18 protein-coding genes are annotated in these 20,827 nt (G+C 71.7%); all 18 read right to left on the bottom strand.

Going from position 1 to position 20,827, the window contains the following annotated elements; all coding sequences use genetic code 11:
- Positions 1 to 83: 83 nt before the first annotated feature.
- The 18 genes from ACWD3I_RS25435 to ACWD3I_RS25350 all read right to left on the bottom strand — a co-directional run bounded on the left by ACWD3I_RS25435 (position 84) and on the right by ACWD3I_RS25350 (position 20,824).
- Positions 84 to 1,328, bottom strand: a complete 1,245-nt coding sequence (locus ACWD3I_RS25435) for an ATP-grasp domain-containing protein (RefSeq protein WP_365395011.1) — start codon at positions 1,326 to 1,328, stop codon at positions 84 to 86.
- Positions 1,329 to 1,359: 31 nt separating this feature from the next.
- Positions 1,360 to 2,652 (bottom strand): MFS transporter, encoded by a 1,293-nt coding sequence (locus tag ACWD3I_RS25430; protein WP_365395013.1) that lies wholly within the window; start codon positions 2,650 to 2,652, stop codon positions 1,360 to 1,362.
- A gap of 109 nt (positions 2,653 to 2,761) precedes the next feature.
- Entirely contained in the window at positions 2,762 to 3,121 is a 360-nt protein-coding gene (locus tag ACWD3I_RS25425; protein ID WP_365395015.1) for an SH3 domain-containing protein, read from the bottom strand.
- A gap of 206 nt (positions 3,122 to 3,327) precedes the next feature.
- A complete protein-coding gene (locus tag ACWD3I_RS25420) occupies positions 3,328 to 3,666 on the bottom strand; it encodes a hypothetical protein (protein WP_365395017.1) in 339 nt (112 codons plus the stop codon).
- Between the two features lie 106 nt (positions 3,667 to 3,772).
- On the bottom strand, positions 3,773 to 4,678 hold the full coding sequence (locus ACWD3I_RS25415; protein ID WP_365395019.1) for a hypothetical protein: 906 nt from the start codon (positions 4,676 to 4,678) through the stop codon (positions 3,773 to 3,775).
- Between the two features lie 354 nt (positions 4,679 to 5,032).
- Complete coding sequence (locus ACWD3I_RS25410; RefSeq protein WP_365395021.1) at positions 5,033 to 5,722, bottom strand: HAD-IA family hydrolase; 690 nt, start codon at positions 5,720 to 5,722, stop codon at positions 5,033 to 5,035.
- A complete protein-coding gene (locus ACWD3I_RS25405; protein ID WP_365395023.1) occupies positions 5,719 to 6,882 on the bottom strand; it encodes an MFS transporter in 1,164 nt (387 codons plus the stop codon). The genes ACWD3I_RS25410 and ACWD3I_RS25405 overlap by 4 nt, the downstream gene beginning before the upstream one ends.
- Positions 6,883 to 7,359: 477 nt before the next feature.
- Positions 7,360 to 8,619 carry an MFS transporter gene (locus ACWD3I_RS25400; protein WP_365395025.1) on the bottom strand — a complete coding sequence of 420 codons (1,260 nt, stop codon included), beginning with the start codon at positions 8,617 to 8,619 and terminating at the stop codon, positions 7,360 to 7,362.
- A 122-nt stretch (positions 8,620 to 8,741) separates the two neighbouring features.
- Positions 8,742 to 9,701, bottom strand: coding sequence for an L-histidine N(alpha)-methyltransferase (egtD, locus tag ACWD3I_RS25395; RefSeq protein WP_365395027.1), 960 nt, complete (start codon positions 9,699 to 9,701; stop codon positions 8,742 to 8,744).
- Complete coding sequence (locus ACWD3I_RS25390) at positions 9,698 to 10,948, bottom strand: MFS transporter (RefSeq protein WP_365395029.1); 1,251 nt, start codon at positions 10,946 to 10,948, stop codon at positions 9,698 to 9,700. The genes egtD and ACWD3I_RS25390 overlap by 4 nt, the downstream gene beginning before the upstream one ends.
- 306 nt (positions 10,949 to 11,254) lie before the next feature.
- Positions 11,255 to 11,626, bottom strand: coding sequence for a hypothetical protein (locus tag ACWD3I_RS25385; protein ID WP_365395031.1), 372 nt, complete (start codon positions 11,624 to 11,626; stop codon positions 11,255 to 11,257).
- A 388-nt stretch (positions 11,627 to 12,014) separates the two neighbouring features.
- Positions 12,015 to 13,187: an NlpC/P60 family protein gene (locus ACWD3I_RS25380; RefSeq protein WP_365395033.1), complete on the bottom strand. Its 1,173-nt coding sequence runs from the start codon at positions 13,185 to 13,187 to the stop codon at positions 12,015 to 12,017.
- Positions 13,188 to 13,189: 2 nt separating this feature from the next.
- Positions 13,190 to 14,011: a hypothetical protein gene (locus ACWD3I_RS25375; RefSeq protein WP_365395035.1), complete on the bottom strand. Its 822-nt coding sequence runs from the start codon at positions 14,009 to 14,011 to the stop codon at positions 13,190 to 13,192.
- A 146-nt stretch (positions 14,012 to 14,157) separates the two neighbouring features.
- A complete protein-coding gene (locus ACWD3I_RS25370; RefSeq protein ID WP_365395037.1) occupies positions 14,158 to 16,335 on the bottom strand; it encodes a hypothetical protein in 2,178 nt (725 codons plus the stop codon).
- Entirely contained in the window at positions 16,248 to 16,799 is a 552-nt protein-coding gene (locus tag ACWD3I_RS25365; protein WP_365395038.1) for a hypothetical protein, read from the bottom strand. The genes ACWD3I_RS25370 and ACWD3I_RS25365 overlap by 88 nt, the downstream gene beginning before the upstream one ends.
- Positions 16,800 to 16,830: 31 nt before the next feature.
- Positions 16,831 to 19,431, bottom strand: coding sequence for an ATP-binding protein (locus ACWD3I_RS25360; protein ID WP_365395040.1), 2,601 nt, complete (start codon positions 19,429 to 19,431; stop codon positions 16,831 to 16,833).
- On the bottom strand, positions 19,428 to 20,252 hold the full coding sequence (locus ACWD3I_RS25355; RefSeq protein ID WP_365395043.1) for a cell division protein FtsK: 825 nt from the start codon (positions 20,250 to 20,252) through the stop codon (positions 19,428 to 19,430). The genes ACWD3I_RS25360 and ACWD3I_RS25355 overlap by 4 nt, the downstream gene beginning before the upstream one ends.
- Positions 20,249 to 20,824 carry a hypothetical protein gene (locus tag ACWD3I_RS25350; protein WP_365395046.1) on the bottom strand — a complete coding sequence of 192 codons (576 nt, stop codon included), beginning with the start codon at positions 20,822 to 20,824 and terminating at the stop codon, positions 20,249 to 20,251. Before ACWD3I_RS25350 ends, ACWD3I_RS25355 begins: the two co-directional genes overlap by 4 nt.
- Positions 20,825 to 20,827 lie beyond the last annotated feature (3 nt).

Genomic DNA, 20,827 nt, shown 5'->3' with positions numbered 1-20,827 from the left:
GCGCCGGCGCCGGTCTTCGCCGCCAGGAGCTCGGCGGGCGGTTGGCCGATCAGTCGCGGCGCGGAGTTGCGGGGTCACGAGGATCACGCTGCGCTGATCATCGTGGGGCGGACTTCGACTTCGGCGCGGCCGAGGACGCTGTTGAGGTGGCGGCGCACGTCGGCTGCGGAGTCGCCGGTGATGATCGCGAAGCCGGCGCGGATGTTGTTCGGTTCGGTGGACGACGGGGTGAGCGTGACCTGGTCGCCCACGGCGCACAGCCACTGGAGTTCTTGCAGGTGATGGGCGTCGAACGGGTGCGGACGCAAGGCAAGACCGGTGACGGTGCCGTCGGCGGGCGGATAGATCATGCCGATTGCGGCGCTGCGGGTGCGGGTGGACGTGAGGTTCGGCGTGCGTCCGAGGGCGAGGTCGGCGGCGGCCGCAGCGAGGTCCACGCCCGTTGCGTGGTGAACGAGTTGACCGATGCGGTCGCCGCCGAGGCGGGCGTTGACCTCGATGAGCCGTGGGCCGGAGGGCGTGAGCCTCATCTCAACGTGGGAGACACCGTGGGTGATGCCCACGGCTCGCAGGGCGGCCGCGGCGACGGGAGCGACGGCGTCGAGCAGCGGGTCCCCCCCGACGACGAGGTGGGCGCGCTCCATGAAGAACGGCGGGAAGCCCACTGCCTTGTGGGTGACGGCAACGGCGGTCGTGACGCCGCGGTCGGTGACCGTCTCGACGGACACCTCCGGGCCGTTGATGAACTCTTCCAGGAGGATGCCCTGGCCTTCGGGACCCTGGTGGGCAGCGCCTGCGGATGCGATGTCCCAGAGGGCGGGCAGGTCGGTGATGCTGTCGACGCGGACGACGCCGATGCTGCCAGCGTGCGCGGCGGGCTTGAGGACGACAGGGTATCCGCCGAGACGTTCGGCGGCGGAGGCGGCCGCGTCGAGCGTGTGGACCCAGGTGGAGGCCGCCGAGGGGACGTCGGAGGCGGCGAAGTGCTGCCGGCTGGTGGCCTTGTCGCGGGCGGCGGCGACGGAGGTCGGTGTGTTGCCGGGCAGTTGGAGATGTTCGGCGACCCGCGACGCCGTCACGAGGAGGTACTCGTTGAAGGTCAGGACGCCGGCGATGGTCCAGTGGCGGGCCAGGGACTCGGCGGCCGCGATCACGCGGGCCGGGTCATTGAGGTCGGTCGTCTCGTAGTCGACGACATAGGGCAGCTGCCAGGTGGGTGCCTGGTCGTCGATGAGGAGGACGGAGTGCTCGGCGGCGGCGGACTCCAGCATGTACCGGCGCATCAGCTCGGGTGCGGAGCCGATGACGAGCAGCATTGGTTGGGACATGAAGAACTCCTGGAAGGTGGCGCGGGGTTGTTCAGGCGGCGTCGCGGGCCACGAGGTCCGCGGGCGAGGGGTTGGTGGACGCCCCCTGCTCGGCAGGGGGGTGCGGCGCGGTGTATGAGGCGCGGTGGCGCCACAGGCCGTGGAAGGCCAGCGCCATTGCAAGTGCCTGGGCCGCGGAGCAGATCAGCAGCAGGGCGGCGAGCCGGTCGGCTGGCAGTGCAGCGACGAGGGCTCCGGCAACGGGCATCGGGATGGCGATCAGGACGATGGTGACGCTCAGCGTGCCGCCGAAGACAGCCGCCGGGATGAGCCGTGCCCGCAGGGTGCGCAGGACGACAGTGAGCGCGCCTTCCCCCGCCATCAGGACGGCGATCGTCAGGGCGTAGCTGCTCAGTCCCGGGGCGAGGGCGGTGGCGAAGCAGGCCAGGCAGGCGGTGGCGGCCGCGGCGGCACCGACCGGCCACAGGCCGTGGTGGTCGATGAGGCGGCGGCTGGCCGCGACGGCGCCGAGCGCAACGACTCCGGCCGCACTCCAGACAGCGCCCACGGCGAGGGAGGAGGCGCCGTAGGTGTGCAGCACGGTGATCGGTGCGCTGGCCTGGGCGACCGAGACGGCGAGATTGCTGGCGATCAGGCCGGTGACGAGCCAGCCCAGAGCGGGGATGGCGCGCAGGGTCCGCCATCCGGTCCGCAGGCTGGCGACGACCGACTGTGCGTCCGGGCCGCTGGCGGCAGCTTCGGGGCCGGGCAGGGGTTCGGTGAGGAGCGCGGCGCTGAGGGAGAGGACTGCGACGACGGCGAGGAGCGTGGAGGGGCCGGCCAGGAGCAGCACTCCGCCGAGCAACGGCCCGGCGAGCAGGGCGCCTTGGTCGATGCTGATCTGGACGGACTGCACGCGGTGAGCCTGAGTACCGGCGGTCCGGCTGACCTGGGCGCCGAGGGTTTCAATGGCGACAAACGACGCCTGCGCGAGGAGGCCGCTCAGGGCGCCTACTGACATGACCGTGGTCGTGGTGGCGGTGCCGCCTGGAAGCACGAGGAGGGTGAGGGCCGCTGCAGCCAGCAGCAGCCCCCGGCCGGCGGTGGCGGCGCGGAAGACGCGGTCGGCGCGGTAGCGGTCGACGAGAGGGCCGCCGATGGTGAACGCGGCGAGGCGGGGCAGCCACTCCAGGAGGAAGGCGATGCCGGTCAGGGCGGTGGAGCCGGTGGTCGTCAGCACCAGGAGCGGAACGGCGTACGTGGTGACGGCGGTGGCCAGCGCGTCGGCCGCGCGCATGAGCGTCGGACGGCGCAGGGCGGCTCCGGGGTGCGGGAACAACGGCATGAGAGATCACCTGGGGTGAGGGCTGGAGAGGAAGCGCGGCTCGAGACGGCGGGCCGGGCGGGGGTGCCCCGGGCCGGGCGGCCCGGGGCACCGATGAGGAGGCGGCGCCTCAGTCCAGGCACATGCGCACGTCGCGGTAGACGTACTTGCCTGAGACCCAGCCCTTCTTCTTGGTGTTCTTGTCGGTGATGTAGACCCAGGTCGCGCCCTTGGTGGTCTTGTGCACCGTGAACTTGTGCGACTTGTAGAGGATCCCGACGGCCGTCGACTTGGTGGTGGCCTTCGAGCGGATGGTCACGGCGTTGGTGCCGTGCACCGCCCACGGGAGGTAGGGGTTGGTGGTGCAGGACGAGGCGGGCACCGCGGTGGCGACCGACTGCGGCGCGGCGGTGGCTGCCGGGGCGGACAGCAGCGGCAGGGCGACGGCGGCCGCGGTGGCCGCGAGCACGGCTATGCGTCGTGCAGACATGTGCAAACCTCCATATAAGGGGTGGGTTTGGGTAGGGGTGTGCCTCGGCGAGAGGTCGGTGGGCAGGCGCTGGACGCGGTGTCGGACACCGGCGTCGCCGAGGCCTGGAAGGCTGGCCAGGCCGTGGTCAGTTCACGGCGCTTCGGCCAGGTCGCTCCGTATGGGAGCGGTCTGGGGGCGCATCGCGTCGGCGGCGCAGGGTGCTGCTAGAACCAACTGGCAGCGACCCAGCCCCTCTTGCCGTAGGAGCTGCTGGACAGGGACTCGCCGTAGTACCAGCGGTTGCCGTACTTGTTGACGGCGGAGCACTCCACCCAGAACTCGCCGGCGGAGTCGAGGCGGCCCTTGGACTTGTAGGCCACGCCCGGGCCGGTGCGGATGTTCGGCCACTCCAGGTTGGGGCCCCAAACGGAGTGGTTGCGGTCGTTGCGGGTGCAGGCGGCCGAGGAGACGGCGGACGCGGGTGTGGCGACGGCAGCGAGGCCGCCGAGCAGGACCGCGGTGGCCGTCGCTGTCATGACGGCGTTGCGGAGCGCAGGTCGCATGAGAAACGTTCCTTCGCTTGGTGACGTGTTCGGTCGAGTTCGGGATGACCCGGGCCGGCTGCGCGGGCTCCCCCACCGGCACACGGTGTGCCGGTGTGTCTGTGGGTCAGCCCTGTGGAGCGGGCTGCTCGCCGTTTCCTGTGCGGCGGCGGGTGTAGCGGCCGGCTCCGACAGCGGAGATGCCCACCGCGAGCAGTCCCCCGGCAGCCAGCGCCAAGGTCCCGTCGCCCGATGCACCGGTGTGGGCCAGTGAGGCGTCGGCCGCGGGCGAGAAGGCGTTGGACTCGCTTGCCGAGGCGCGGTCGGCGCTGTGCGACGCTCCGCCGCTCCCACTCTCGGAGCTGCTGCCGCCTTCACCGCCGGAGTCAGATCCCCCGTCGGACCCACCACCGCCCTGGCCGGGGTCCGTCGGCGTCGGAGTTGCGGGGTCGGTCGGGTCCGTCCCCGGGTCTGTGGGCGTACCGGGGTCGGTCGGCGTACCGGGGTCGGTCGGCGTACCGGGGTCGGTCGGCGTACCAGGGTCGGTCGGCGTACCCGGATCGGTCGGCGTACCAGGGTCGGTCGGCGTACCCGGATCGGTCGGCGTGCCCGGATCAGTTGGTGTGCCGGGGTCCGTAGGCGTGCCCGGATCAGTTGGTATGCCGGGGTCCGTAGGCGTCCCCGGGTCGGTCGGGGTGCCGGGGTCCGTCGGGTCCGTTCCAGGGTCGGTCGGGGTTCCTGGATCGGTCGGGTCCGTTCCGGGGTCGGTTGGGTCGGTTCCCGGATCAGTCGGCGTGCCCGGTGCCGTCGGGTCCGTGCCGTCGCCCGGGTCGGTCGGGTCCGTGGTCGGATCGGTGGTCGCGCCGATGCTCACCTCGGCCGATGCCGGTACGTCCAGCAGCGGTGCGTCCGAGGCGCTCGCGGTGGGCTCGTCGGCGGCCGAGGCGGCCGGAGCAGCGAAGAAGCCGGCCGCTGCGACCACCGCAGCCGTCGCGGCAGCTCTGCGCAGCAGGCCCGATCGAGTTCTGAACATGAGGAGGATGCCTCTCTGTATATGGGGAGAAGGGGAGGGCGCCGGTTCGGCCTTCACGGGGCGGTGCCGTGTGCCGTGATCAATCGTCATCCGGATTGCCTGTGGATAGATTTCGGTGCGCCGGCGCTGGGGCTGTGGGGCAGCTGGCTGTGACCGCTCGCTGTAGTTGGCGAATGCTCTCGATAGTTGGCGAGTGGGCCGTGGGGATCGCCCGACCTGGGGTTTCGACCGCCGTAACGGCAGTGGAGGCCACGGATTCGTCAACTATCGCGAGCAGAGGTCGCCAACCTCGATGAGCAGAACTCCTGTGACCAGCGCGGACGTACCGGCCCACTCGCCAACTACGGAGGGCAGTCACATGGCCAGCAACGGGCTGCTGACGGTGGGGTGCGGGAAGGCCGCAGCCGGGGCCGGAAGGATGTGGCGAGCGAGGTCGGCAGGGTCACCGGTGTAGTGGAGGGTGCGCAGGCCCAGCTGGGCGGCGGCCGCGCAGTTCTCCTTGCGGTCGTCGACGAACAGGACGCGTGCGGGGTCGTCGACTCCGGTGGCCGCCAGCGCGTGATGGTAGGCGGCCGGGTCCGGCTTGCACAGACCCAGTCGGGCCGAGTAGAGGGCCTCTGTCATCAGCTCCCGCCGCCAGTCGGTGGCGTCGAGGACGTCACTCAGGGAATGCGGGGCGTTGGACAAGAGCACCATGGACAGGTTCGGCCGGGCGGCGCGGTACAGGATGTCCAGGACGCGGTCGTCGGTGTGGATCCACATCTCGGTGTCAGCGGCGCGCAGCGCGCGCAGGGCCCTGGGGCCGGGGTGATAGCCGAGGACCTTCGCCCAGTAGGCCAGGTCGCTCAGTTCTCCGGCGTCGTACCCGTCCCGGGCTGCCCAGAAGGCTTTCAGGAAGGAGTCGAGCCCGTCGGGCCACTCGGCGAGCTCGGCGAGGCGCATCCACATGGGGGTGTTGGGCTGCTTTCCCTTGACACCGTTGTAGTCGAGGATCAGGCCCTCAAGGTCGGTGTCGGCGTGGGTGGTTGCTGTGGAGATGGTCATCGTGGCTCCAGGGCTCGGTGGGCGGCGAGGGAGACGGCTGCCGCCAGGAGGACGGGCAGCGCCAGGGCGGCGGGCACGCTGGTGATGGAGGCGAGCGCCCCGATGGCGGCGGGGCCGGTGAGCAGGCCGAGGTAGCCGGTCGAGGCGACTGCGGCGACGGCGCGTGGTCCTCCTCGTCCGGCAGCGGAGATGAGGGAGGGGACGGCAGTGGACAGGCCCAGTCCGAGCGCGGTCCAGCCGAGGAGCGCGGCCGGCGCGGTGCCGATGGCCAGGCCGGCGCCGAGTCCTACGGTGGCCAGCGCTGCTCCGGCTCGCACCACGGTGGGGGCGCCGTAGCGAGTGGTCAGCCGGTCGCCGAAGAACCGTCCGGTGGCCATGGCCGCGCTGTAGAGGGCGTACGCGGCTGCGGCGGTGGCTTCGCTGGAGTGCAGGGAGTGCAGGTGGACCGCGCTCCAGTCCACCGCGGCCCCCTCGCCCAGGAGGCATCCGGCCGCGAGGGCGCCCAGCAGCCACACGGTGGCACGGGAGGACGACGGTGCTCCCTCATCCTCCGTGCGGGGCTTGCCCGTTGGGGCGTCGAGGTGCTGTGCCGCGCGGATGAGCGGAACGACGCCGAGGGCGGCCAGGACAGTGACCGCGCCGACCGTGGTGAACAGGACGCTGTACGGCAGCCACGTGGTGGTGGCGGCGAGCGCGGCTCCACCGAGGGCCCCGACCGAGTAAGCGCAGTGGAGCGAGCTCATGATCTTCCGGCGAGCGGCCCGCTCGCAGTTGACCGCACAGGTGTTGGCTCCGACGTCGAGGAGACCGTGGGCGAGTCCGAAGACCCCCGCTCCCAGCGCCAGGGTGGGCAGCGTGCGGCACTGGCCGAGTACCACGAGCGCGGTGCCGAAGAGGACCGTCGGGCCGACCAGCAGCCGTGAGGGACCGTGGCGATCGGCTAGCTGGCCGCCGAGCTGGAGACCGCCGACCATGCCGGCCGCCGCGCCGAGCAGGACGATCGAGAGCTCACCGGCCGTGAGGTGGGCGGCGGCCTGGACGGCGGGCATCCGCGTTCCCCACACGGCCATCACGATGCCCAGGGCGGCGAAGATGCCGGTCAGCAGCCGTCGGTCGGTCCTTGGGGGTGCGGCGTGCTCGGCGGAGGCGAGGGCGGTCATCTCGCCTCCTGCAGGGAGACCGTGCGGGCGGGCCGGGGAGCGTGGGCCGGCTCGGCGCCACGGGAACGGCCAGTCCTTCGAGGCGGCAGGGGCAGGGCGATGTGCATGACGTCCTCACACGTTGGAGAAAGGGGAGAGACGGCGCGGCGTGTTCGCGTGTCGGCAATCGCCGTGCGCCGAAGGGAAGTTGGTCACCGGTCAGCGGGTGAGTCCCGATCATCACCCGGGTGGCCTGTGGATAAATTTCGTTGCGCCGTGAGGCACTTGTTGTTCGAGTGGAGGTGTGACCTTCCACGCTGGTTGGCCACCTTCCGCAATAGGTGGCCAGTGGCCGCTGGCAATCACCTGACCTGCGGCTTTCTGCGAGATAGCGCGTCCCCAGCCCGTTGGATGGCCAACAGCGTGAAAGAGCAGAGCTGCTGACCTGGGCAGCCCCGGCGGAGGCTGGCCAACTACCGCGGCAGGTCACGGCACCGGCTATTTGAGGGGTGCTGTCGCGCGGGGCGCGGCCCGGATCACGCGTGAGGGGCGCGGCAGGGGGGTGAGGGTGGAGCGGCGCGTGGCCAGGGTGATCCAGGCCGCGGCGGCGCCGGCGACGGCGGTGGTGATGGGCGTCAGCGGGCCGGCCGCCGAGCTGGCGAGTGCGGTTCCGGCGGCCTGGCCCAGGCCGAGGCAGGCGATCATCCATGCTGCCGCCTCACCGAGCGTGCCGTCTGGGGTCAGGTCGTCCAGGCTGGAGAAGACGCTGACCAGCAGCGGGGCGAGGAAGAGTCCGGGCAGGACGGCCACGGCCACGGCTGCTGGCGGGGAGGGCTGGAGCAGCAGCGGAAGGAGGCCGGCCAGGAGTCCCAGGGTGGTGGCGCGCAGATGCGCGGGAGGCGTGCCGGGCCAGCGGCGCCTGCCGTAGACAAGGCCGCCGGTGAGGCTGCCCACGGCGAGGGCGGCGGGCATGAGAGTGGACAGGGCGGGGGTGCGGTGCTCCTCGGCGAGCGCGAGGGCCACGACGTTGATGGCGCCGAGCGCGATGCCGGCGCCGAGGAGCGCGACGCCCAGTGTCCGCGGGCCCGGAGCTCGCAGAGGGCCGAACGCGTCCGCGCGGCGCGGTGGGGAGGGCTGCCAGCGTCGGGTGGGTGCCGTGGTGGCGAGCGCGGTCGTTCCGATGAGGCCGAGGAGCGCGGCTGCGGCGAGGGTCACCTGCGTCTCCGTTAGCGCGTCTATGCCCAGGACGAGGAGCGGGCCGGCGATGAAGACGACTTCCTGGGCGCAGGCGTCGAGGCTGAGGGCGGCCCGGAGCTGGGCGTCGGAGGCGGTCACCTCGTGCCACAGGACTCGTAGCGCCGCCTCGGCCGGCGGGGTCGCCAGGCCCGCGGTGACGGCGAGCAGCCCGGCGGCCGACGGGTGGTCGACGGTGTTGAGGAACGCGAGGGCTGTGAACGCGCCGGTCGAGGCGAGGGCCGTGCCCAGCAGAGTCGGTGTCGGGCCGTGTCGGTCCAGCATGCGGCCCCACCCCGGTTGTCCGAGGGCCGCGCTGACGCCGTACGCGGCGGCGAGGAGACCGGCCTGGCGGACGCTTCCGCCGTCGGCGCGGACGACCAGGAGCAGGGCGATCGGCGCCATGGCGACCGGAAGGTGTCCGACAACGGCTGCGGTCAGCAGGCGCAGGACGTGTGGTGCGGTCAGCAGGTGCCGGTAGCCGGCCGGGGAGGGCGGGCGATCGGCGGTGAAGCCGGTGGTCATGGTGGACCGGGTCCTTCGGTCGGGGCGCAACGTGGTGCGGGGCGTGACGGGTGCCGGTGGGTGCAGCGGCTTCGGGGTGGGTCAGGCAAGTGGCAGGGCTGGGTGTGCCGGGCTGGCGCGGGTCACCGCGCGACGCTCAGGGACAGGGCGAATCGTGCCTGCGGGTCCGTCCACCAGTGCGTCAGTTCCAGAGCGGCAGCGGCGAGTTCGGCGTAGACGCGGTCCCAGCGGAATTTCGCCGAAATCTCTGTCCGTAGGTCCTCTCCCTCGGCGAAGTGCACGGTGAGGTCGAGTTCGGGGATCTTCACGGTCTGGTCGGTGCGCGAGCGCAGCCGCATTTCGATCCATTCGTTGTGCGCGTTCCACAGGGCGATGTGGTCGAAGGCGTCGGTGTCGAAGTCGGCGCCGAGTGCGCGGTTGCACACGGCGAGGACGTTCTTGTTGAAGGCGCCGGTCGTGGGGTCGTCATAGGCCGCCACCAGCACGGATTCGTCCTTGACCAGGTCCGTGCCGAGCAGGAGCGCGTCCCCGGGTTCCATCAGGGCCCGGACGCCGGACAGGAAGGCGGTCCGTTCGACCGGCAGCAGGTTGCCGATGGTGCCGCCCAGGAAGGCGATGAGCCGCGGTCCGGTGGTGGCCGGCAGGGTGAAGCCGGTGGTGAAGTCGGCGATCAGGGCGTGCACGCTCAGATCGGGCCGCTCGGCGCCCAGTGTCTGGCCGGTCTGTGTGAGCGCGCTTTCGCTGACGTCGACCGGGATGTAGGTGTGCAGGTCCGGCAGGGCGTCCAGCAGCTGCCGGCTCTTCTCGGAGAGGGAGCCTGAGCCGAGTTCGACCAGGGTGCCTGCGCCGGTCACTGCGGCGATCTCCGCGGCGCGGGCGGCCAGGCAGGCGTGCTCCGCGGCGGTCGGGTAGTAGGTGGGAAGTTCGGTGATCCGGTCGAACAGTTCGCTGCCGACGGCGTCGTAGAACCACTTCGGCGGCAGCGTCTTGGGGCTGTGGGTCAGGCCGTCGAGGACGTCGGCGCGCAGAGCGGCGTGTGTGGCGTGTTCGGTGACGGCGCGGGTGAGGCGGAAAGAGCTCATGACGTGACTTCTTTCGGGGTGGAGGGGCGGGGGCGGCGTACGGAGGTGGCGAGCGGCCAGCACAGGGCGGCGCCGAGGAGGCCGCAGCCGAAGGTGGCGACGCCGACCAGGGCGTGGCCTCCGTGGGTGAGCGCCCAGGTGGCGAGTGACGGCGCGACGATGACGGCGCCGGCGAGAGTGGTCCCCCAGATGCCGGCGTAGGTTCCCTGGGCGGCGGGGGGCGCGATCCTGTTGAGGATGTCGGCCGCGGCGACGAAGATCACGATCTCGCCGGGTACGGCCAGGGCGGCCGCGGTGGCGTAGCCGAGGGTGGTGGAGACGAAACCGGTGGCGCCGACGGTGACGGCCAGGCCGAGGGAGCTGAGGGCGAACAGTCCGGTCATCGCGTGAGGACGGCTGGAGCGGCGGCTGAGCCAGCCGTTCAGCGCGGGCGACAGCGCGAGGACGACGCCGGCGTTCGCGGCCTGGGCCCAGCCGTAGTCCGCGGCCGACAGGCCGTCGCCTTCCATCAGCAGCGGCAGAGCGGAGAACAGGCTGCCGGTGCAGGTGAGGGCGGCGAGGCTGGCGGCGAGCAGCCACCACAGGCGCGAGTCGCGCAGCGCGGCGGCCACGCCCGGTGCGGCGGAAGGGTGTTGGGGTTCCCGGGCGTCGACCAGCTGCCAGGCGATCAGTGCGAAGGTGCCGCAGACGGCTGCGTTGATGCAGATCAGCGTGCCGATTCCGAGAGGCGCCGCGAGCACGCCGCCAGCGGTCCCGGCGACCGCGGCACCGACGTTGACCGCGAAGTTGCGCCAGCCGTTGGCCGCGGCGCGCGCGGCGTCGTCGGGGAAGGCGTCGGCGATCGCCGCGGTGACGACCGGGCGTGGGGCGTCGTACACGACGCCGGCCAGGAAGGACGTGGCGATCAGCGCCGGCGTGGTGTGCGCGAAGGCGAGCAGAGGCAGTACGGCTGCGGCGAGGAGCATGGTCGTGACGAGGGTGGCGCGGCGGCCCCATCGGTCGGCGAGCCAGCCGCACAGGACCGAGCCCGCCAGCCAGCCGGCCCCGAACGTCGCCAGCAGGATGCCCACCAGGCTTGTTGTCAGGTGGAGTTGGGTGAGGTGGTAGGGCAGGAACGGGAAGGTGAAGCCGAAGGCCCTCACGGTGAACGTGCCGAGCAGCAGGGTCCAGATCGACGCCGGCCATGAGCGCGTGTATCCCGTTGCCTGCGCGTCCGGTGCTCTGACCGGCGCGGCAGTGGTGGTCACAGGGGCTCCTGTGGGTGGGACAGCGCGCGCCGGACGGGCGTACGCCGGTACGGAGTGAGGGTGCGGGGTGCCGCCGAGGACGGGGGTTCTCGGCGGCACCCGCGGTGGCCGAGGGCCCTCTGGCGCACGCGGTGGTGGCCGGGGCTCAGGCGCCGGGTGTGGGCGGCGCGCTCGGCCGGGCCCGGCCAGGCTCGGGGGTTGGGCCTGGCCGGGGGCTCGTGGGGTGGACGGGCTCCAGAGCAGCGGGGATCGCGCGGGAGGAGCCGGCTGCAGGCGGCCGGATGCGCCCTCCAGGCCGCAGGCGGGTCAGGCGGTGAACTCGTGCAGGCTGCCACAGTCCTTGGGGCGCTGGCCCACCTTCACGATGCAGACCTGGATCTTGTATCGGGAGCCCTCGCGGACGTAACTGGGCTTCTTAGTGGTGCACTTCTTGTTGTTGAGATCGTCGGCGGTGCGGGACAGGAGGCTCTCACTCAGCGTGGTGATCTGTACGAGGGCCTTGTAGCCGTCCGTCCGGATGTCACATGCCGTCACCCGGTTGGTGCTGGAGTTGTAGTAGCCGGAAGCGCTCTCGCTTCGGGAGAACCACCAGCCACTGTTGGCGGAGGCCGGAGTGGTACTGATGGATGCGGCGAGCGCGCCGCCGACGATGACGGGCACGAGTCGGGAAATGCGCATGTCATGACTTCCTTTCGGTGTTCCGGGCACGGGAAAGCCTCGGGATTTCGACGAGCGGAGGCCGTCGAGGCCTGCGATCTGTTATTCGGTGCGCGCCGACACGGAAAATCTAGAGCCAATCGCCTGTGGATAGATTTTGAGAAATGACGCCGCCGGTGCAATTGCGCCGGTGCGACCGTTCGCGATAGCTGGCGACTTTTCGTCAGAGGTGGCGCAGACCCGAACTGGTGTCGTGAGCTGTGTCTTTGCTGGTTTGGGTGCCGGTTCGGGTCGCGGATCCGTCAACTGCCGTGAACAGGCAGCGTCACCTGCAAGGAACAGGACCGTCTTCGCCTGGTGGGGCTTCAGAGTCGATTGGCCAACTATCGCGAACGGTTATAGCCCGGTTTCATCCGGCCTTGGGGAAATAAGGCGGCGTCCAGCCCACATATTTGGCTTTCCAGGTCTTTTCTATGAAGTCGGCCTTGACGATGTCGATGTAGCCGAGGCGTTTCACATCGTTGCTGGCGATCTCGCCGTTGCCGAGGTAGACGGCGATGTGGCCGGCCCGGTGGCCGGTGTCCCAGTACATGAGGGCGCCCGGGGGCGGGTTGCGGTCGCCGTCGTGGCGCATGTCGGCGGGCACGACCTTGTAGTGGTCGATGGCGTAGGTGACGCCGCTGAAGTTCCAGCCGTAGACGTTCGCCACGTAGGCGAGGCACCTGCGGTACCAGCCGTTGGTCGACATGAGTCCGGCGTGCTGGCGGGCCCAGGCGATGGCGTCCTTGACCGAGCGGGGGTTGTTCAGCTGCCAGGTGGCCGTGCCGTCGGTGAAGGTGCCGCCTGCGCTCCCGGAGGTGCCCGTCGCGCTGTCGGCGCACTGGCTGGGCACGTCGCCCGACGCGGTGCCGGAGTCCGCCGTGCTCCCGGAGGTGGAGCCGGAGTCGGTGCCGCCGTGGGAGAGGTCGATGCCGGCCTCCTTCGCCAGCGCGCGGACCTCGGACTCCCGCCCGGCGTACAGCTCGGGGTGGGCGCTGCCCTGGACGGCCTGGGCGACGTCGCCGGGCGGCTTGGTCTGCCAGTTGGGGACGTCGACGAGGCCCTTGTTGGTGCCGCGCCCGTAGAGGAAGGACTCGGTGGCGAACGCGGGGTCCATGATCTGGGCCTTGGTGCCCCAGTCCATCTGGGGCCGCTGCTGGAAGAGACCGACCGAGTCCAGGTGGCCGTCCGGCCGGTTGATCAGGGAGGACTCCTGCATGGCCGCCATCAGGGCGATGAGCGTGGCCCTGCCCGGGAGTTTGGTGGCGGCCTTGGCGATGGACTTGGCGTTGGTGAGCTGCTGCTGGTGCACGCTGCCCTGGGCGGGCGGGCTGTTGTTGCTGTCGGGGGCGGCCGCGCCGGTGCCCGGTCCGGTGTCTTCGCAGGTGGAGGCCTGGGCGCTGGAGCCCATGGGCATGGCGCCCAGGAGGAGCAGGCCCGCGAGGAAGAGGACGGCGGCGACGGCGCCGAGTTTGAGCATCAGGCCCTTCTTCGCGACGCCGGCCGCCCGCGTCGCGATCTGGGTGAGGTCGTCCTGGTCCATGGCTACGCCTCCAGGCCCAGGACGCGGGTGACCATCCAGGGCTGGCCGACGTCGGCGCGGGAGACCTCGAGCGTGAACTTGCGGGTGTAGGTGTAGTCGTCGGTGCCCTTGACCTCGATGCGCGCGGTGGCGTCCCGGTAGACCCGCACGGGGGTGTCAGGGGCGAACTCCTCCCTGGCGGCAGGGACGTTGATGCTCACCTGGGTGGGAGTGGCGGATGTGGCCTGGGCGGCGACGAGCTTGTTCCAGTCGATGTCGTCGTGCTTGTTGAGGTTGTCCACCAGAGCGGTGGACGCGTACGGCGCCGCCCGTTCGACGGCCGCGGAGTGGGTGCCGTCCTGCAGCAGGATCCGGGTGGTGTAGGCGAGGACGAAGGCCTTGGCGATGCCGTCGGGGGTGCCGGGGCGGCGGACGGTGGTGCTGGCCGAGGCCGCGGGTGACGGAGCGTCGTCGGTCGGGGCCTCGGTCGCCGCGTGTGTGGCGGGGGGTTTGGTCTGCACGGTGTCGCGGTCGTGGTGCGAGGTCAGCCAGGAGGCCCCGGCGACGAGTCCGGCGACGATGAGCAGGATGATCGGCACGCTCAGCGGGGTGGGCACCTTCCTGCGCTCTTCCTTCACCCAGCGGGCGCGGGCGTCGCGGCGGGCCGATCGCCAGGCCCTGCGGGCGCGGCGGCGCTTGCGGAAGGGCAGATCGGCGATCTCCTCGGGCAGCTCCTCGGCGCGCAGGAGATCGCGCCACCCGTCGGGGGTGGGGGAGAACGGTGCCTGCTTCTTCGGCTTCTTCGGTGTCGGGGTGTGCGGCTCGTCGTGGTCGCGGTCGGGCATGGGGAACTCCGGGGTCGGCGGCCCGCGTGCGGGCGCGCGGGCATGGCGAGATGGCCCCGGGGTGATCCGGCCGCAGTGCAGCCGGACCGCGGGGGTCTCACGCGCGGGAAGCAGGGATGGAGGGTCCGGTGACACCGGACGGCGGGCTAGGAGCTGCCGCGGCCCGGGGGCAGTTGGGGCCGGCGCACGACCTCGCCGCGGATGGCCGGCCTGCGGCTGGCGGGCGGCGCGGGGCTGCGCCCGACCGATGACCGCTGGGCGGTGGCCGGCGGGTAGGCGCGGAAGCGGGCCCCGACCGGGTTGGACGGGTCGACGACCTGCCCCTGGACGGTCCGCGGACCGTTCTGCCGCGGGTGGTGCGGAACGCCATTGCGCTCGGGAGCACCGGGCCGGACCGTGTAGCCGCTGCCGGGAACGTAGCCACGCTGCCGGGCGGCTTCGGCACGCGCCGCACGCGCGGCGGTTGCGTCGGCGGGCTGCCCCGGGCCACCCGGTGTGGGGCGGGGGCCGGGGCCGCGGGTGCGGCCGGGAGGTCCTCCGGGTCCGCCGGGCAGGCCGGGCCGGGTGGCGGCGTGATCGCCGTAGGTGCCGCTGGGCAGTCTCGGGAAGCTGGGCGGTTCGGGATAGGTGCGTGCACGGGTGACGCGGATGGTGGTCTCGCCCGGGTCGCTTGCGGCACCGCTTGCTGCTCCCCCGCCCCAGCGGTCGCGGATGATGCCGCCCGCAGACGCGATGCCGCCTCCGATGCCGCCGAGGATGTTGCCGGCGCGGCCGCCGCCGCGGCGCAGTGTCCCGATCAGGCCGCCGCTGCCGCCGCCGGAGCTGTTCGGGCGCAGCGAGCGCAGTCGGCGGGCGGTCGCGAAGGTACCGAGGGTGCTCAGCACTCCGCGGCCGGCCAGCTGGGCGCCGCCGCCGGAGACGATCCCGTCGAGCTGACCCTTGAGTTTGAGGGCAGTGCCGACGGTGGCGATGTTGAGGAGGGAGACGATGAGCCAGCCGTAGACGTTCAGCAGGCTGATCATCGCCATGTTGACCATCATGACGCTGCCCAGGAGCATCATCGCGACCATCGAGGTGAGCACGGTGCCGACCAGTGCCTCGACCCAGGCCACGCCCCACTGCCGCGGCTTGCCGGGGATGCACCACAGGCAGGCGAAGACGACGCCGCAGACCAGGAGCATGAGTGCGCCGAGGAGACTGGTGAGGGTGGCCGCGGCCAGGACGATCACCAGGGCGCAGAAGATCACGGCGGTGATGATGGCGGCGAGCAGCACGCCGAGACGCCCGGAGGGAGTGTGGCCCTGGCGCCACTGGACGGCCTCGTGCCCGGCGTTGTCGGTGGTCATGTTCTCCGCGAGGTAGTCCTCGCGCTTGTCCATGTCGTCGCCGAGCTTGACGACGTCGGGCCCCCACCGTTTGCACGCCTCGATGGAGCCCAGGTCAGCGACGCACCAGGGGACGACGACGTAGGTGCGCCACACGGCGTCCGAGGCCTTGCGAACGGCGGTGTCACGGTCGTCGTCCGACCAGGTCGGGGTGGGTGTCTTGAACGGCAGGGAGCTGGAGGTGTCACCGGCGAGGCCCCCGGAGAGGGTGGTCATGGCGACGGTGGAGCCGGCCTGCCGGGCCTCGTCGACGCCTTTGACCCAGGTCTGGGGCGAGGTCAGCAGCGTGGTGGCGATGGCCGCGGACGCGGCCACCCACACGAGCTGGCCGAGCATGCTCTGGTCGGAGCGCCGGGCCCAGGCGAGGAACATGCCCACCGCGAGCGCGGCCGGCAGGAACATCGTGACCATCGACTCGGCGGCGGCACCGATGCCGCGAGAGATGGCCGGCTCGATCTCGGGCAGCGAGACCGCCTTGAAGGTCCACTGCATGATCGTGATCGCCGCGCGGCCGATCATCGTCAGAACCGCCATGAGGAGCGAGGCAACCTCGTGCATGCTGCCATCGACAAGGTCGCCGCCCGTGAGGTCGTCGCTCAGCTGCTTGTCCAGCTGGAAGGTGCTGGCCGGGTGGCTCTCGAAGAGAGTGCCCTGGCCTCCGGGCGGCTTGAGCGGGGACGGCATCAGATCGCCGATGCCGGCCGGCTGGTACTTGCCGTCCTCGCCGGCGGCGGCCGCGGCCGGCGCGGTCACCATGAGGGTGGTGAGCAGGCCGACGCCCCACAGGAGCAGGGTGCGCAGCCGCGGTAGCCGCCATGTGTAGAGGCAGATCCAGCTGGCCGCGCGGAGTATCAGTCCGTCCCGGCCAGCACCGGTGCGACGGGGTCGGCGGTGTGCGAAAAGCGGTCGCCGACGTCGCTTGTCTGCTCGATGAGCCACTGGTCACCCTCCTTCACGAGGCGTACGACGTAGCGGAATTGGTCCTCGCCGGACCGGTGCATGGTGGCCAGCGCGCCCTTGCCGGCCGGATGGGTGTCGGACGCCGGGACGTCCTGCACGTTGCTGATCTTGATGTCGAGCGGGGCGCGGGTGGCGTCGGTGTCCTCGGCGCCGATGGTCTTGCGCTCCCTGACGCAGCCGGCGAGGGTTCCGCCGTCCTCGTCGAAGTTCGGGCGCGAGGCCTTCGTCGACAGCGCGCACATCGTCTGGGCGTCGGCGGGCTTGACCGCCATCCACGCGTGCATGTAGTCGCCCGCGGCCTTCGTCACCAGCTGCTCGGCGCTCGGCCCCTTCGTCTGCGCCTTGTCCGAGCCGGAACCGGAGTCGGAGCAGGCGGCGAGGGTGGTCAGGACGGCGGCGGCGGCCCCAACGGCGGCGGACGCGCGCCGGATACGCGGGTTCATGGGCTCTCCTCGATCGGGTACGGGTGATCACTCAACCCTCCGATCCTGCCTTGGCGAAGTCGGCGCGGTGATCCGGCCCCTCGTCCTCGGGCCCCAACTCCCCTTCTGCACGTCCGCTTTGCTCGCGTTCGGCGTCTTCGTACTGGTCCTTGGGGTTGGTGGACAGGGCCCGCAGGAGTTCGTAACTGGGCGAGTCCCACTGCATGGTGGCGACCCGGTCGAAGCGGTCCCTGACGATGCAGTGGCCGTGGCGGATGACGCCGTGGGCCGTCTTGCCGACGCCGTGGATCAGCGCCCGGCTCGCCTCCCCGACGGGCAGGCGCAGCAGTTCGGCGAGCGCGTCCTGCTGGATCTTCGTGGACTGCTCGAAGCCGAAGACGGTGGTGATGGCCTCCAGGACACCGTCCAGGCCGAGCAGGGAGTTGGGGTCCTGACTGTCGATCGCCAGGCTCGTGTCGAGGGCGCGGCCCATGCGGGCGACGAGGTCGAGGAACTTTTTGCCGTCGTCGGTGCCGGTGAGCACGTGGACTTCCGGGACGCTGATCACCTTGGGCAGGTTGCGCAGGTCGGCGCGGGAGGAGGTGTTGAGGGCGTAGGCGATCAGCCCGCGCATCAGGGCGAGACTGACGCGCTCGTTCATCGTCATGTCCGCCGGGCGGGTTCCGGCCTGCGGCATCGTCAGGCCGGGGACCTGGACGAGCCACAGTCCCGCCTCGGGCCGCAGCGGGCTGGCGCCGTCGCGGGGGCGGCCGAGGACCGGCGCTCCGAGCTGGGTGCGGGCGACCTCGGCGAGGGCGTCTCCGGCGTCGCGGGCCAGTTCGTTGTCGCTGTCCTTGAGCAGGTCGACCACCCGCCACGAGGCCGGGTCATGGTGCTCGGCGATCTCGTTGACCGCGCGCAGCAGATGAGTCTCGACGCCCTGGTTGCGCATCCGCTCCGGCAGCATGATCAGCATCTGCGAGACGACCTGCAGGGCCGCCTCGCCGCGCTGAAGCATGCGGAACAGGTCAGCGACGCCCGGGGTGTCGATACCGCAGGTGACATGGTGGGAGGGCAGACCGAGGTATTCGCCGGCCCGGATGAGGCCGATCTCGTCGCCCTTGAACCCGAGCATCAGGGCGTAGGCGCCGCGCATCGCGGCGGTGAGGGTGGCCAGCATCATCGCTGTCGTCTTGCCGCGTCCGCTGCGGCCCAGGTAGGCGGTGGTGGTGGCGTCACCGCGGGCGCTGCCGGCGGTGATGTCGAAACGCACGACGCCAGGGGTGGTGCCGGTAAGCAGCCCGGCGATGGGACCGCTGTCGTCCCCGGCTTCGGACCCGCCCCAGAACATGGACGCGGCGAGCGCGTCGGTCTCGCGGATGTGCCCGAGGTCGGCAACCCGCAGCATGTCGCCGACCAGGCTCTCCAGCCACATCTCGCGCTGCTCGTCGGCGGCGACGATGACGTCGATCGACAGGCCGGCGTAGTGCGAGATGACCGCATCGCACCGGGCGTGCAGGTCCTCCAGCGACTCGGCGGAGGCCACCAGGAGGCGCGGGTGGTCCTCAAGGAGGGTCATGCTGTCCCGGGACATCCGCTGGCGCAGGGCCTCCATGACGAGCTCGGTCTCCTCGATCTCGACCAGGGTCTCGCCGGCCGAGTTCTCCGCGGCGGAGCGCCTCTGCTCCTTCGCCGACTGCCGCACCCTGTCGACGGCCTTGATCGCCGCGCCCTTGCGCCAGACGTTGAAGCGGACGGACGCCTCGGGGCAGACCAGGAGCTCGTCGCCGGATTCGTGGGTGTAGCGGATCTCCGACAGGCACCTGAGCCACTCCTGCTCGCCGGGGGTGTGCATCGCCTCCGGGAAGGCGGGCATCGCGAGCATCGCGACCCATGCCGCGGTCTCGCCGCGGGCATCGAGGAGCTGCAGGTGGTCGGCGTGCGGGATCGCCCTGGACTGGCTCAGGCGGACCAGGGAGGCGCCGGTGACGACGGGCAGGCGGGGCGGGGCCGGCTGCGGACGGTAGGACTCGCGGGAGATGGCCCACGCGAGGAGTTCGACCGGTGCTATCCGCGCCCGCCACGGCGTGGCCTCCAGCCTCCGCTCCAGCCGCCGCACCGCGGCGTCCAGCTGGGCGAGTTCGCCTTCGCCCAGGCCGGTGTGGCGCAGGCCGAGCGCGGAGGCGGTGGCGTCCTTGGCGGTCGCGTTCGCCGCCGTGGCCCGCTCGGCGATCTTGATGCCGAGCAGCAGGTGACGCTGGGGCAGGTCCAGGCCGTCCAGGCGTTGCGCCCACATGTCGGCGAACGCCTCCACGTCGCCGGCGGTGAACATTGCGTGCGCCTCGGCCCGGTAGAGCTCGCCGTCCAGCGGCGACCACAGGACCTTCAGGTGGGCGTCGTATCCGGGCAGCACCTTGGCCAGGGCGAGCGCGGCCGCGTCCTGTTCGGCGTCCTGAGCCGGTTCGGGCATCAAATCGGTGTTGGCGCCGGACAGGACGAACCAGGCCTCCGCGCCCGTGGCGGTCACGACCAGGCCGTCGGCGACGGCGACCAACTGGGGCACCGGCATGAACCGCTCGGCGCCGAGCCCGAGGAGCCGGCCGACCCGCGAGACACTCTTCCTCGCCGTCTTCGCCTTCGTCGCGCTGCTCATCGGAACTCCTTGGGTACGGTGCCGCGGGCCCAGGCGCGCGCCTGGGACTCGGACAGGTGCAGGGCCTGCATGCGGGTGGTGACGCCGTCCTGGACGGCGTGCATCCGGCCGGGGATGACGGAGTACGGCGGGACGGGCCATACCTCGGGGGCCACCCGGGCCCACAGGGTCTGTCCGCCGTACGCCAGGACGCGGGTGGCGAACACGTCGCCGACTTGGGTGCCGAGGTGGGGCGGGATGCCGCGGGTGCTGCCGGCGACGATCTGGATGCCGTTGTGGCGGCCGGCGGCCAGCAGCATGCCCAGTGCCTCGACGCCGGGTGCCTCCTCCAGCTGGCTGTCGGGGCGGGTCAGCATCCAGTGCTGGCGCAGACCGACCAGCAGCCGCTCGGCGTGTTCGATGACGATGAAGCGGCGCCGGTGCCAGGCCTCGGGGGTGGCGGTGTACTCGTGGCGCAGCCGGTCGTGCATCTCGATCAGGAAGGTGTGGATGGCGTCGATCCGGCTGTAGAGGGCTGTGTTGTCCAGCGAGGCCGCCCAGGTGTGGGAGGCGCGGCGGGCGTCGAGGTCGAGGATGTCGACGTGCGCTCCGTGGTGCAGGGCCTGCGCGGCGATCGAGCGGAGCACGGTGGTGGTGCCCCCTCCCCCGCCGGTGGCGACCAGCACGTTGGACGGCACGGCGGTCAGGTAGACCGGCTGGTCGCCGTCGGCCAGGCCGAGCAGGATCCGGTCGCTGCCGCGCAGGGCGCGCACGGTGTGCGGGTCGGTGAGGCGGACCACGTCGCGCATCGCCTCGATGGGCATACGGGTCTGGGCGTTCATGGTGAGTTCTCCAGGGGGGCGGCCGTACGGTGCTTGCGGCGCAGGCGCCGGCGGGAGCGGGCCACGGCGTCCGGCCCGTACAGCCGCACCCGGGGCCGGATGAGCGCCGGCTGGCCGACGGTGTGGGCCGGGTCCGGGCCGCGGTCGGCGAACAGCGCCCCGAACAGGGGCATGTGGACCAGGTGCGGCAGGCGCTCGCCGATCCGGCGGGTCCGCAGCCGTAGCCCGAGCCGGCGTACCGGGATGCGGCCGCGGCCGGTGACCGGGTGGACGCCGCGCACCAAGTACTGAAGGTGCACGCTCCACACCAGGAGGTTGGTGCGCCGCCAGTAGACGGTGGAGCGTTTGGCACCGGCGTAGGTCAGGCCCAGCGGCGGCAACAAAAAGAACGGCACGGCCGGCTGAGGGGGGAAGCCGAACAGGCTGAGCCACAGGGTCCACCAGGTGCCGAAGCACACGAGCCCGTAGCGCAGCGTGGTGCGGGGGATGCCCTCGCCGAGGTCGACGCCGAGCAGTTCGTGCTGGCGGGTCTCCATGTCCCAGTGGCGACTGAAGGTGCGGGATTCTCGCATCGT

It is taken from the genome of Streptomyces sp. NPDC002817 (genome assembly GCF_053592055.1).
Note: the sequence above shows the minus strand (reverse complement) of the source record. Positions and strands in the feature narration are given on the sequence as shown.